12 protein-coding genes and 1 pseudogene are annotated in these 13,096 nt (G+C 63.7%); 12 read left to right on the plus strand and 1 reads right to left on the minus strand.

All coding sequences use genetic code 11. The features are described 5' to 3' along the window. Positions 1 to 135: 135 nt before the first annotated feature. The 7 genes and pseudogenes from IHE30_RS15245 to rlmD all read left to right on the plus strand — a co-directional run bounded on the left by IHE30_RS15245 (position 136) and on the right by rlmD (position 6,185). Complete coding sequence (locus IHE30_RS15245; protein ID WP_443193675.1) at positions 136 to 324, plus strand: 5'/3'-nucleotidase SurE; 189 nt, start codon at positions 136 to 138, stop codon at positions 322 to 324. Positions 325 to 414: 90 nt separating this feature from the next. Continuing rightward, on the plus strand, positions 415 to 1,071 hold the full coding sequence (locus IHE30_RS15250; RefSeq protein ID WP_443193676.1) for a 5'/3'-nucleotidase SurE: 657 nt from the start codon (positions 415 to 417) through the stop codon (positions 1,069 to 1,071). Positions 1,072 to 1,117: 46 nt separating this feature from the next. Next, positions 1,118 to 1,765 (plus strand): annotated as a pseudogene (locus IHE30_RS13690) (protein-L-isoaspartate(D-aspartate) O-methyltransferase); the annotation flags it as partial. 11 nt (positions 1,766 to 1,776) lie between these two features. Next, a complete protein-coding gene (locus IHE30_RS13695; RefSeq protein ID WP_337691346.1) occupies positions 1,777 to 2,667 on the plus strand; it encodes a peptidoglycan DD-metalloendopeptidase family protein in 891 nt (296 codons plus the stop codon). 11 nt (positions 2,668 to 2,678) lie between these two features. Then, positions 2,679 to 3,755, plus strand: coding sequence for an RNA polymerase sigma factor RpoS (gene rpoS, locus IHE30_RS13700; protein ID WP_337691347.1), 1,077 nt, complete (start codon positions 2,679 to 2,681; stop codon positions 3,753 to 3,755). Continuing rightward, a complete protein-coding gene (locus IHE30_RS13705) occupies positions 3,752 to 4,528 on the plus strand; it encodes a 3'-5' exonuclease (protein ID WP_337691349.1) in 777 nt (258 codons plus the stop codon). Before rpoS ends, IHE30_RS13705 begins: the two co-directional genes overlap by 4 nt. A gap of 133 nt (positions 4,529 to 4,661) precedes the next feature. After that, entirely contained in the window at positions 4,662 to 6,185 is a 1,524-nt protein-coding gene (gene rlmD, locus IHE30_RS13710) for a 23S rRNA (uracil(1939)-C(5))-methyltransferase RlmD (protein WP_337691351.1), read from the plus strand. 181 nt (positions 6,186 to 6,366) lie between these two features. On the opposite strand, the gene IHE30_RS13715 is transcribed toward rlmD, so the two are convergent. Continuing rightward, a complete protein-coding gene (locus IHE30_RS13715; RefSeq protein WP_337691352.1) occupies positions 6,367 to 7,068 on the minus strand; it encodes a Bax inhibitor-1/YccA family protein in 702 nt (233 codons plus the stop codon). Between the two features lie 212 nt (positions 7,069 to 7,280). Here IHE30_RS13715 and ndk point away from each other — a divergent pair, with 212 nt between their 5' ends. From ndk to hisS, 5 genes are all read left to right on the plus strand, one after another. After that, complete coding sequence (gene ndk, locus IHE30_RS13720) at positions 7,281 to 7,706, plus strand: nucleoside-diphosphate kinase (protein WP_337691353.1); 426 nt, start codon at positions 7,281 to 7,283, stop codon at positions 7,704 to 7,706. 102 nt (positions 7,707 to 7,808) lie between these two features. Further along, positions 7,809 to 8,948, plus strand: a complete 1,140-nt coding sequence (rlmN, locus tag IHE30_RS13725) for a 23S rRNA (adenine(2503)-C(2))-methyltransferase RlmN (RefSeq protein WP_337691354.1) — start codon at positions 7,809 to 7,811, stop codon at positions 8,946 to 8,948. Between the two features lie 250 nt (positions 8,949 to 9,198). Next, complete coding sequence (locus tag IHE30_RS13730; protein ID WP_337691356.1) at positions 9,199 to 10,266, plus strand: helix-turn-helix domain-containing protein; 1,068 nt, start codon at positions 9,199 to 9,201, stop codon at positions 10,264 to 10,266. Positions 10,267 to 10,384: 118 nt separating this feature from the next. Beyond that, the gene (gene ispG, locus IHE30_RS13735) at positions 10,385 to 11,749 is read left to right on the plus strand and encodes a flavodoxin-dependent (E)-4-hydroxy-3-methylbut-2-enyl-diphosphate synthase (RefSeq protein WP_337691358.1); all 1,365 of its coding nucleotides are present in this window, start codon (positions 10,385 to 10,387) and stop codon (positions 11,747 to 11,749) included. After that, positions 11,746 to 13,083, plus strand: a complete 1,338-nt coding sequence (gene hisS / locus IHE30_RS13740) for a histidine--tRNA ligase (protein ID WP_337691359.1) — start codon at positions 11,746 to 11,748, stop codon at positions 13,081 to 13,083. The genes ispG and hisS overlap by 4 nt, the downstream gene beginning before the upstream one ends. The last annotated feature ends 13 nt before the right edge of the window (positions 13,084 to 13,096 follow it).

Below are 13,096 nucleotides of genomic sequence, written 5' to 3' on the forward strand. Positions count from 1 at the left end.
CGGTCTAAAATAATTCAGCGTCTCGTCGGCACCGTGCGCACGGCATACCGCGAGCTTGTCTCGCTGGAGGCTGCCGCGACCACCTGTGCGCCCGATTGCCATCCGTAGCAAAACATCCTCGGTTACAATCGCTTGATGAAGATCCTGCTGAGCAACGATGACGGTTATCTGGCGCCCGGGCTCGCGGCGCTTCACCACGCACTCGCACCATTGGGCGAGGTGGTCGTGGTGGCGCCGGAGCACAATTGCAGTGGCGCATCAAACTCGCTGACGCTGTGGCGGCCCCTGTCCGTTTTCACCGCCGCAAACGCTTTCGCTACGTGAACGGCACACCGACTGACTGCGTACACGTGGCGCTGACCGGCTGCTCGACGGCAAGCCAGACTGGTGGTGTCCGCATCAATAATGGACAGAATGGGCGAGGACCACGCTCTATTCGGGTACCGTCGCGGCAGCCACCGAGGCTTCCTATTCGGCGTGCCGTCGATAGCATTCTCGCTGGTCGATAAGGATTGGGCGCATCTGGATGCGCCGCACGCGTGGCCGCGGATATTGTGGCAGCATTGTTTGCGCGCGCCATTGCCCGCGCATACGCTGCTGAATGTGAATATTCCGAACCGGCCGTACGCCGAAATGGGCAGTTGGCGCGTCACGCGTCTCGGTAAGCGGCATCTGTCGCAGCCGGTGATCCGCGCGAGCAATCCGCATGGTGAGCCGGTCTACTGGATCGGGGCGGCTGGCGCTGCGCTCGATGCGAGCGAAGGCACGGACTTTCACGCGGTGGCGGCCGGCGATGTCTCGCTGACGCCGCTGCAATTGGATTTGACTGATACGCGATTGCTTCCGGCGCTACACGAATGGACGCGTGGTTGGCGCAGCCGGAGCAGCCTGCATGAGCGCCGGGCGCGCCAAGCGGTTCCCGCTCGGGCTGTCCGACGTGATGCGCGAGCCGCGCGGTGCGCCAGTTCTGCCCGGCGTGGCCGGGTTCCGCGTTCGCCAGCACTGCGGCCAAGCCCATGCCGGGTGGCACGCGCCCGCGCGAAGGCGTCGAGCGGATGCAGCCGGTTTTGACAGAATGGTGCCGGCCGCGCCCGTGCCCATGCCCTTGTCGACGCAATTGGCGCTGACCTCGGAACGCGTTCGGCAACGGATGGTCGAACGCGTGCGTGCGAGCGGCGTTGCCGACGCACGCGTGCTTGCCGCGCTCGCGGCGATACCTCGGCACCAGTTCGTCGATCCCGGGCTTGCCGCGCAGGGCCTATGAGGATGCCGCGCTGCCCATCGGGCATCAGCAAACGATCTCCAAGCCGTCGGTGGTCGCGCGCATGCTGGAATTGGCGGCAGCCGGGCGTGCACTGGAGAAGTGTTGGAGATTGGCACGGGCTGCGGATATCAAGCGGCAGTGCTGAGCCACCTGGCGCGCGACGTGTATTCGGTCGAACGGGTAAAGCCATTGTACGAGCGGGCGAAAACGAACCTGCGTCCATTGCGCGTGCCGAACATTCGGCTGCATTACGGCGATGGGCGGCTCGGCTTGCCAAGCGCCGCGCCGTTCGACGCCATCGTGATCGCCGCCGCGGGCTTCGATGTGCCGGCCGCGCTACTCGAGCAATTGGCCATCGGCGGCCGTCTAGTGGCGCCGGTGGGCTCACGCAGTGGCAACGAACAGGTGCTCACGTTGGTCGAGCGCGTGTCCAGCGCGCAGTGGCGGGAGTCACAGCTTGATCGTGTTTTCTTTGTCCCCTTAAAATCGGGAGTGATTTGACGTTGAACAGCATGTTGCGGAGTGAGAGCGTGAATGCGAGTCTGGTGACGATCCAGCGAACGGTTTGTGTGGCCGCCACGCTAGCCATGCTGACGGCGTGTTCGACCCGGCTGGAGCCCGCTCCCGTCATCGACCGCAGCGGCGCGCCGCTTTCTACCACCGGTGCGGCGGCGTTGGGCGTGCCATTGGGCCCCCCGCCGCCCGGATACTACCGTGTGAAGCCAGGTGACACGCTGTATCGGGTTGCGCTCGAGAATGGGCAGAACTACCGCGACATCGCGGCGTGGAACAACCTAACGAACCCGAACCAGATCGAAGTCGATCAGCTGCTGCGGGTCGTGCCGCCGGGGGCCAGCGTTGCCGCTTCGCCGCCCGGTGTCGCGACAGCGCCGCTTGGTGGCGCGGCGGTGCAGTCGCGCCCGCTTGGTGGCGCGGCCGCACCCGATGCCGCGTCGACTCCGTCGACGACCGCGCCGCCTTATGGCTCAGCGCCGGCGATCGCCTCGATTCCGCTCCAGCCGGAAGCGGCGGCCGGCACCCTCAATTTCGCGTGGCCGGTGCGCGGCCCGGTGCTCAATGCGTTCGACGAAGCGAAGAACAAAGGCGTGAACATCGGCGGCGCGCTCGGTGCGCCGGTGAAGGCGGCGGCCGATGGGCGCGTCGTTTATGCGGGAAATGGGCTGCGCGGATACGGCAATCTCATTATTATCAAGCATAATACGACGTACCTGACCGCGTACGCGCACAATCGTACTTTGCTGGTCAAGGAAGGTGACCCGGTAACCAAGGGCCAGACGATTGCCGAGATGGGTGGTAGCGATGCGGACAAGGTGATGCTGCATTTCGAGGTCCGCAAGCAGGGCAAGCCTGTCGATCCCATGAAGTATCTTCCGCCGCAATAGAGCGAACTACCATGGCCAAAGCGAACCGCCGTCCTTCGACCAACATGTCGGATCCCGTTGGCGATACCTCCGGTGAGTTGGACGACGGCGAGCGCTTCGCGCGACCTGCCGACGAGCCACCTGTCGAATACGGACTGGACGATGAGCCCGTGTCGAAGCAAGGTGCTGCGGAAGAGGCGGCGGTCGCAGAGCCCGATCCGGACGATTTCCGCACGCTGCTGCAGGCTGAGCTGACCGCCGATACGATCCAGCACTACCTCAACCGCATCAGCGTAAAACCGTTGCTGACGGTTGAGGAGGAGCAGCGCTATTCGCGGCTGGCCAAGGCGGGCGAGTTCGACGCTCGGCAGATGATGATCGAGCGCAATCTGCGGCTGGTCGTCAGCATTGCGAAGGGCTACCTGAATCGCGGCGTGCCGTTGCTGGACCTGATCGAGGAAGGTAATCTGGGATTGATGCACGCGATTGAGAAATTCGACCCGACGCGCGGTTTTCGCTTTTCGACCTATGCAACGTGGTGGATCCGCCAGAGCATTGAGCGCGCGATCATGAACCAGGCGCGCACCGTGCGCCTGCCGGTCCACGTGATCCGCGAGTTGAACCAGGTGCTGCGTGCTAAGCGCCATTTGGAGCGGAGCGCCAGTGCACCGGCGAGCGGCGCCGACGAGCACCGTGACGCGAGCGCCGACGATATCGCCTACCTGATTGGCAAGACACCTGAGGAGGTGGCGGACATTCTCGCGCTGAATGAGCATACTGCGTCGCTGGACGCGCCGCTGGAGTTGGACCCGGCCAGCAGTCTGCTAGATCTGCTGTCGGACGAGCAAAGCCAGTCGCCGGACGCCGAGGTGCAGCACCGCGAACTGGAAACGCTCACGCGGGTATGGCTCTCGCGCCTGCCTAATAAGCATCGCCACGTGATCGAGCGGCGCTTCGGGTTGAGCCATATCGAGCCGGCCACGCTCGAGGAGCTGGCCGATGAGATGGGGCTCACGCGTGAGCGTGTGCGGCAGATTCAGCAAGAGGCATTGGCGCGCCTGAAGCGCTATTTCGCTTCCAACGGCGTACCGAAGGACGCCGTGCTGTGATCCCGGTACTCGTCTTCGATATCGAGACCATTCCCGACGTGGCCGGCATTCGCAAGCTGGAGTCATGGTCCGCGACGATGTCCGATGCTGACGTCGCTAAGTGCGCGTTTGCCGCGCGCCGCGAGAAAACAGGCTCTGATTTCTTGCCACTGCATTTGCAGCGGGTGGCTGCGATCTCGTGCGTATTTCGTGACCGGGACGGGTTCCGCGTACGTTCGCTGGGCACGCCGCAGGATCCGGAAGCGGCGCTGATCCAGTCGTTTTATCGGGTGATTGAGAAGTACACGCCGCAATTGGTGTCGTGGAACGGGTGCGGCTTTGATTTGCCGGTGCTGCACTATCGTGCGCTGGTCAATGGTGTCGTCGCCCCGAAATATTGGGACCTCGGTGACTGCAATCGGGACTTCAAATGGAATAACTACATCAGCCGGTATCATGCCCGTCATACTGATCTAATGGACGTGCTAGCGATGTACAACGCCCGCGCGAACGCACCGCTGGACGCGTTGGCCAAGCTGTGCGGGTTTCCGGGTAAGATGGGCATGGACGGCTCACAAGTATGGGACGCGTTCCAGCAGGGCCGCATCGCCGAGATCCGCCACTACTGTGAGACGGACGTCGTGAACACGTATCTACTGTATTGCCGCTTCCAGCTGATGCGCGGCGTGTTGAGCGCGGCGGACTACGAGGACGAAGTCACGTTGGTGCGCGACGCATTGGCCCGCGAAAGCGCGCCTCATTGGCGGGACTATCTGGCGGGCTTTGCCGGTTGACCGCGCTGCCGTGCCGCGCGAGGCGCGCTGTGGCCACGCTTCAATTGCGCTCGAGCATGTGCGTCAATACCGTACCCCATCGGATACGCCTGTCCATCATTAGCATCGAGGGGCTTGGCTAGGATAGGTAAAGATGCGGGGCCCAGCATCACTCGTCTACAATTTTGCCTTTCGTCACAAACCAGGAAGTTTCAAGGTGGTTCACACCGTACAGCCGAAGGCCGCCACGCCGGCCGACGCCGCGTCAACCGATGTGGTGTCGATTAGCTCAAGACATGCCCGCGCAACGCTGTCGAGCGCGGCGACTGCGCCGCGTGTTGCGCCCGTGATCGAGATCGAGTCGCTCGATATGGAAGCGCGCGGTGTGGGGCGGCAGATCGACGAGCAGGGCATACCCGGCAAGGTCATCTTTGTCGAAGGTGCGTTGCCGGGCGAAACGGTGTCGTACTCGAGCTTTCGCAAGAAGCCGAGCTACGAGCAGGCGCAAATCGTCGAGATATTGCGCGCCAGCGGTATGCGCACCACGCCGCAATGCCCGTTCTTCGGCACCTGCGGCGGATGCTCGATGCAGCATTTGGACACGCGCGCGCAGATCGCGGTCAAGCAGCGAGTGTTGGAAGACAATCTATCGCACTTGGCCAAGCTGCGCGCGGAACAGATCTATCGGCCGATAGGCGGCCCGTCATGGGGATACCGCTATCGCGCCCGGCTTACCGTGCGTAACGTTGTGAAAAAGGGCGGCGTGCTGGTCGGATTCCATGAAAAGAAAAGCAGCTACGTGGCTGACATGACGCGGTGCGAGGTGCTGCCGCCGCACGTATCGGCGCTACTCGTGCCGTTGCGCCGGCTGGTCGAGTCGCTATCGATCCGAGACCGGATGCCGCAAATCGAGTTGGCGATCGGCGACGCGCTCACCGCGCTGGTCCTGCGGGTGCTTGAGCCGCTGACCGAGCAGGACGAGGCACTGCTGCGCGCGTTTGCTGACCAGCACGGCGTGCAATTCTGGCTGCAGCCCAAGGGTCCCGACAGCGTCACGCCATTCTATCCGGTCGATGTCGAACTGGCCTACACGCTGCCAGAGTTCGATATCCGGATGCCATTCAAGCCGACCGACTTCACGCAGGTCAACCACCAGATCAACCGGGTGCTGGTCGGTAGGGCGGTGCGGCTGCTTGCGCCAGCACGAACCGATCGCGTGCTGGATTTGTTCTGCGGGCTGGGCAACTTCACGTTGCCGCTGGCACGGCGCGCGCGCGAGGTGGTCGGCATCGAAGGCAGTGACGCGCTGACGCAGCGCGCACAGGCCAATGCCCGTGTCAATGGTCTCGAGGCCCGCACATCGTTTGCCACGCGCAATTTGTTCGAGGTGAGCGCCGCCGATTTACGCGCGCTCGGCCGGTTTGACAAGTTCCTCATCGATCCGCCGCGCGAAGGTGCGCTGGCCGTGGCCAAGGCGCTGGCCGAGTTGGCACAGACCGGTGACGCGGCGTGCTTGCCTGGACGAATCGTCTATGTGTCGTGCAATCCGGCCACGCTGGCGCGCGATGCCGGGCTGCTGGTGCACGAGGCTGGCTATCGGCTGGTTGGCGCGGGCGTCGTGAATATGTTTCCGCATACGTCGCACGTCGAGTCGGTCGCCTGTTTCGAGCGTGCGTGACCCGCAGTGGCGAGCGAGCGGAAAGGTTGGCAGGGGCGGTGGTAGGGGCACGCTGGTGGGCAGCGTGCGCGCAACAGGGCGGCGCTAGGGTACGCTGCTCAAAAAATGCACAGGCACCGCCCCCGCGCTTGCTAGTTTAGACGCGCCCCGTGCGCTGCTGTAGCGCCGGGGTCGCGATGGCTTAGTTGCGGTTGCCGCCAAAAATACCAAGCAGCGCCAGCAGGTGCGTGAACACGTTGTACAGATCCAGGTAGATCATCAGCGTCGCGCTAATATAGTTCGTTTCGCCACCGTTGACCACGCGTTGCACGTCGAACAGCATGTAGGCCGAGAAGATGACGATCGCCAGAACCGACACCGTCAGCATCAATGCCGGCAGGTGCAAAAACACATTTGCGACCGAGGCCAGCAGCAGCACGAGCACGCCGACGAACAGCCACTTGCCCAAACCGGAAAAGTCGCGCTTGCTGACCGTGGCAACTGTCGCCATTGCCGCGAAGATCAGGCCGGTGCCACCGAAGGCAAGCATAATCAGCGACGGGCCGTTCGTGAAGCCGAGAATGAAGCTCAGTAGACGCGACAGCATCAGGCCCATAAAGAACGTGAAGCCGAGCAGCACGAGCACGCCGATGGCGCTGTGCTTGGTCCGCTCGATCGCGAACATGAAGCCGAACGCGATCGCGAGGAAAGCCAGCACGCTCATCATCGGCGACGTGGCGGCGAATAGCGAAAAGCCGGTTGCGACTCCGATCCACGCGCCGAGCACGGTCGGAACCATCGACAGGGCCAGCAGCCAGTACGTGTTGCGCAGTACCCTATTGCGCGTTTCGGCCGACACGACGGTGCCGGTACGCCCAAACCCGTAGGTACGAGAGTCAGCCATGGTTTCTCCTTGCGTTATCTTGACTTGCACTTGAATTGCAGACGGTGTCGGCATCGCCCGCCGCCTCATCGCGGCGGCCCGACGGCCGAACGACACGTGATATTAGAGCCTTACAATGCCGTAAGGGTTCCCTGCCAATGATACACCGGCTCATGCTAGAATGGCGAATTCGATGGACTTCGTAACTTCCTCATTTTCCCGGAGTTTTTTTCATGGCGATCGAGCGCACCCTGTCGATTATTAAACCCGATGCTGTCGCAAAAAACGTGATCGGTCAAATCTACAGCCGGTTCGAGCATGCTGGGCTGAAAATCATCGCGGCCCGCATGGTCCATCTGTCGCGCGCGGACGCGGAAAAGTTCTATGCGGTGCACAAGGAGCGGCCTTTCTTCAAGGATCTGGTCGAGTTTATGGTGTCGGGCCCGGTCATGATTCAGGTGCTCGAGGGCGAGGGCGCGATCGCAAAAAATCGTGAACTGATGGGCGCGACTGATCCGAAGAAGGCGGAAAAGGGCACGATTCGTGCCGATTTCGCGGACAGCATCGACGCCAATGCAGTGCATGGCTCCGATGCGCCGGAAACGGCGGCTGTTGAAATCGCCTTCTTCTTTCCGGAAGTGAACGTCTACTCGCGCTAAGTGGCGGTAAGCCGGCCGCGCCGGCCAAGCTCGCGTCTGCGGGCACGGGCGGAGGGGCGGCGCGGTGTGCCGCCGCTGCGGGTGCCATTTGAGACGGCAGGCATGACAATGACTGACACGGTCAATCTTCTGGATTTCGATGCTGCGGGCCTCGTCGCGTATTGCGCGAGCCTCGGTGAGAAGCCGTTTCGCGCGCGCCAGTTGCAGCGGTGGATCCATCACAGTGGCGTCAGCGATTTTGACGCGATGACCGATCTCGCGAAATCGCTGCGCGATAAGCTGAAGACCCGCGCATCGATCTGTCATCCTGCAGTGCTGCAGGACCACACGTCCGCGGACGGCACGCGCAAGTGGCTGCTTGACGTGGGCGAAGGCAACGCGGTTGAGACCGTGTATATCCCGGAGCAGGGGCGCGGCACGCTGTGCGTGTCGTCGCAGGCCGGCTGCGCGGTGAACTGTCGCTTCTGCTCGACGGGCAAGCAGGGCTTCTCGCGTAACCTCGGCGTCGGCGAAATCATTGGCCAGCTGTGGATGGCTGAGTTCGCGCTGCGCGCGGCGCGCGGTGGCCTGATTCCCGGTGAGCGGGTGATCACGAACGTCGTGATGATGGGCATGGGCGAGCCGCTGCTGAATTTCGATGCGGTGGTGCCGGCTATGCGGCTAATGCTTGACGACCACGCGTACGGGTTGTCACGTCGCCGCGTGACGCTGTCCACATCGGGCGTCGTGCCGATGATCGACCGGCTGGCGGCCGAATTGCCGGTGGCGCTGGCCGTGTCGCTGCACGCACCCAACGACGCGTTGCGCGACGAATTGGTGCCGCTGAACCGAAAGTACCCGCTTGCGGAATTGATGGCGGCATGTAATCGGTATTTGCGTGTTGCACCACGCGATTTCATCACGTTTGAGTATTGCATGCTAGACGGTGTCAACGACAGGGATGAGCACGCGCGGCAACTGCTCGCGCTGACGCGCGACGTGCCGTGCAAATTTAACCTGATACCGTTCAATCCGTTTCCGGAGTCCGGGCTGTTGCGCTCCCATCCGGAGCGGATCAAGCAGTTCGCGCAGATCCTGATCGATGCCGGCGTCGTGACGACTGTGCGCCGGACGCGCGGCGACGATATCGATGCGGCCTGCGGGCAGTTGGCCGGCGAGGTCCGCGACCGTACCCGCGTGGCGGAGCGCATGCGGCGCGACGCGCGCACCGGTCTCGCGTCGATCGGGGTGCGCGCGGTATGACGTATGGTGGGGCAGGCGGGACAGGGCAAAAATGGGGACTTGCCTCGCAGGAAGATGCCGACGATCGTGGCGCGCGCGTGCGTCGCACGATTGTGTGTCGTGCGCCGCGGTCGTACGCATGATTTTGAGTTATGCCGGCGCCGGCGAACAGCGGTTTGCCGGCCTTGCTCCATTTGGGCTCATCGTTTAGGCGAGACCAGCTCGCGGCGGCGCCGCGAGCAATGAAAAGAATTCCAGTGAGGAATTAGGGATGAGTGACCAGCAGCATCCGACACCGCACGACTCGAGCGCCACGGCCAGACGGCCGGATCCGGGCGCCGCGGCGGAGTCCGCGCGGCAGGTCGGTGCGCAACTCGAAAAGCTGCGCGAGGCCAAAAAATGGTCGATTGAGGATGTGTCCGCGCGGCTGAAAGTCGCGCCGCACAAGTTGCGTGAGTTGGAGTCAGGCGATTACAGTCACCTGCCGGATACGACGTTTGCAATCGGCGTGGTGCGCAGCTATGCGAAGATGCTCGGTGCCGATCCGACGCCGCTGACCGATACGCTGCGACGCACTAGTGGGCCGATTGAGCCCGAACTATCGCTGCCGTCGAACAGTGGCGCGGGACTGCCGCGGGGTCGTGTCGTGATGAATCTGGGGGGCGCCCCCAGGCGCCGGCCATGGGGGTGGATCGTCGCGTTCGTGATTGTGTTGGTGGCGGTCATCGCAGTATGGCGCACCGGTGGCGAACCGGGCGCAGGCTGGATCGCCCGCCTGAAGACCGGTGGCGCAGATGCAGTTGAGCACGACGGTGCCGCATCGCGGGACGCCGTGGGGCAGACCGGCAACCTCGGTGGTGCCGCGCCGGCGGGTGGGCAGCCGGCGTCGGCAACCAGCACGCTGACTGAATTGCCGCGGCCCGCGGCGCTTGATGCGTCGTCGGGCGCGGACACGCTGTCAGCGGCATCGACGGCTGCGGCATCGACGGCCGCGGTGCTCGCGTCAGCGCCGGCCTCGCCTGCGATCGCGGCCAATGCGGGGGCGGGCGATGCCTTGCCGACGCCGGGGGCCGCACCGGTGCTGGCCGACGGCGAGGTGGCGGTCACGATCAAGGTGTCGCAGGACAGTTGGTTCAGTGTGCGGCAGCGTGATGGCAAGCCGTTATTTTCTGGCTTGCTGTACGCGGGGGACGAGAAGCGTGTACAAGGCATTGCGCCGTTTCGCGTGACCGTGGGCAACAAGGCGGGCATCGACGCGATGGCGTTTGATGGCAAGCCGGTTCCGTCCGTGAAATACGAGGGCGCGCAGGGCAACGTCGCGCGCTTCAGTCTGCCGTAACGCAGGTTAGGGTGAGCGCGGCAAAGCCAGTGACGGGCCGCCCCGTGCAGCCGTGGGCCTGTCGCAGCGCGGGTGCGGTGCTCAATAGAATCAGGGTGTCATGCAATCGGGTAATTCGATGCAGTCTACTATTCTGTTTGAATCCGATAGTGCGCCGGTAGCGAGCCGGGTCGCGTCGGAGGAGCCGCTGTTCGGCGGCGCTGCACCAAGGCGTCGCACGCATGCGGTGACGGTGCGTTGGCAGGACCATACGGTGACGATCGGCGGTGGCGCGCCGGTGCGCGTGCAGTCGATGACGAACACCGATACTGCAGATCCGATCGGTACCGCGATCCAGATTAAGGCGCTTGCGCAGGCCGGCTCCGAGTTGGTGCGCATCACGGTTAACACGCCCGAAGCGGCCGCCGCGGTGCCGGCGATCCGTGAGCAGCTTGACCGCATGGGTGTGAACGTGCCACTGGTTGGCGACTTCCACTACAACGGCCATGTGCTGCTGCGCGACTATCCGGATTGCGCGCAGGCGCTGTCGAAGTACCGAATCAACCCGGGCAACGTCGGTCAGGGCGCCAAGCGCGGCACGCAATTCGCGCAGATGATCGAGGCGGCGATCCGCCATGACAAGCCGGTGCGTATTGGCGTGAACTGGGGAAGCCTAGACCAGGATCTGCTTGCGCGGATGATGGACGAGAATGCGCAGCGTGCGACGCCATGGGACGCGCAAAGCGTGATGTACGAGGCGCTGATCCAGTCCGCGATCGGCTCGGCCGAGCGGGCTGTCGAGCTTGGCCTAGCGCGCGATCGTATCGTGCTGTCGTGCAAGGTCAGCGGCGTGCAGGACCTGATCGCAGTCTACCAGGCGCTGTCGCTGCGCTGTAGCTTTGCGTTGCACCTGGGGCTGACCGAGGCGGGCATGGGTTCGAAGGGCATTGTCGCGTCGACCGCTGCGCTGTCGGTGCTGCTGCAGCAGGGCATCGGCGACACGATTCGGGTCTCGCTGACGCCGGAGCCGGGCGCCTCGCGCACCGGTGAGGTTGTCGTCGCCCAGGAAATTTTGCAGACGATGGGGCTGCGCTCGTTCACGCCGATGGTGATCGCGTGTCCGGGCTGCGGCCGCACGACGAGCACCGTGTTCCAGGAGCTGGCGGCGCGAATTCAAGACTATCTGCGCACGCAGATGCCGGTGTGGCGCAAGCAGTACCCGGGCGTGGAGACGATGAATGTCGCGGTGATGGGCTGTATCGTCAATGGTCCCGGCGAGTCCAAGCACGCGAATATCGGCATCAGCCTGCCGGGAACCGGCGAGAATCCAGCCGCGCCCGTGTTTATCGACGGCGTGAAGACGACCACGCTGCGCGGCGCACGCATCACGGAGGAGTTTCAGGATATCGTCAACGACTACGTCCAGCGCACCTATGGCGCGACGGCGGCGAGTGCAGTGGCGTGCGAAGCCCGGTCCCAGCCCGGAATCATTGAATCGACATGACAGAACAGAAACGTAAACTAGGGAAGCTGACTGGCGTCAAGGGAATGAACGACATCCTGCCGCGCGATGCCGGTCTGTGGGAGTTTTTCGAGAGCACGGTCAAATCGATGCTGCGTGCCTACGGATACCAAAATATCCGTACGCCGATCGTCGAGCATACGGCATTGTTCACTCGTGGTATCGGCGAAGTGACCGATATTGTCGAGAAGGAAATGTACAGCTTCGTCGATTCACTGAACGGTGAGCCATTGACGATGCGTCCAGAGAACACCGCTGCCGTGGTGCGTGCGGCGATTGAGCACAACCTGCTGTACGACGGTCCCAAGCGGCTCTGGTATATCGGACCGATGTTCCGCCACGAGCGCCCACAGCGCGGTCGCTACCGGCAGTTCCACCAGGTCGGCGTCGAGGCGCTCGGTTTCGCGGGCCCGGATGCCGATGCCGAGATCATCCTGATGTGTCAACGGCTTTGGGACGATCTGGGCCTCACGGGCATCCGGCTCGAACTCAATTCGCTCGGGCAGGCACAGGAGCGCGCCGCTCACCGCAACGAGTTGATCGCGTACCTGGAGCGGCACGTCGAGTGGCTCGACGATGATGCGAAGCGCCGGCTGTACACGAACCCGTTGCGCGTGCTCGACACGAAGAACCCCGCGATGCAGGACATTGTGACGAATGCGCCTAAGCTAATCGACTTTCTTGGGGAGGCGTCGCGCGCGCATTTCGAAGGCGTGCAACGGTTGCTGAGCGCAAACAACATCCCGTTTACGATCAACCCCCGGCTCGTGCGGGGGCTGGACTACTACAATCTGACGGTGTTCGAGTGGGTGACCGACAAGCTTGGCGCGCAAGGCACTGTTGCCGGCGGCGGCCGCTATGACCCGCTGATCGAGCAACTCGGTGGCAAGCCGGCGCCGGCGTGCGGCTGGGCCCTGGGCGTCGAGCGCATTCTGGAGCTGCTGCGCGAGGAGCAACGGGTGCCGCCTGATGACGGCTGCGACGTGTACATCGTGCACCAGGGCGACGCGGCGCGTGAGCGTGCGTTCGTGATCGCCGAGCGGCTGCGCGACACGGGGCTGGATGTGATCCTGCACTGCAGCGCCGACGGCGCACCGGCGAGTTTCAAGTCGCAGATGAAGCGTGCCGATGCGAGCGGTGCCGCGTATGCGGTGATCCTTGGCGACGACGAAGTCCAGCGCGACGAGGTGTCGATCAAGGCGTTGCGTGGCGATCCGGCGGGCGCGGATGGCGTGCAGCAACGGGTGCCGGCCGAACGCTTGACCGAATTCCTGATCGATGCGATGGTTGCACCCGCCGACGAAGGCGACGAATGAATGACCAGGCGAG

This window comes from Mycetohabitans sp. B46, from assembly GCF_037389205.1.
Taxonomy (GTDB): Bacteria; Pseudomonadota; Gammaproteobacteria; order Burkholderiales; family Burkholderiaceae; genus Mycetohabitans.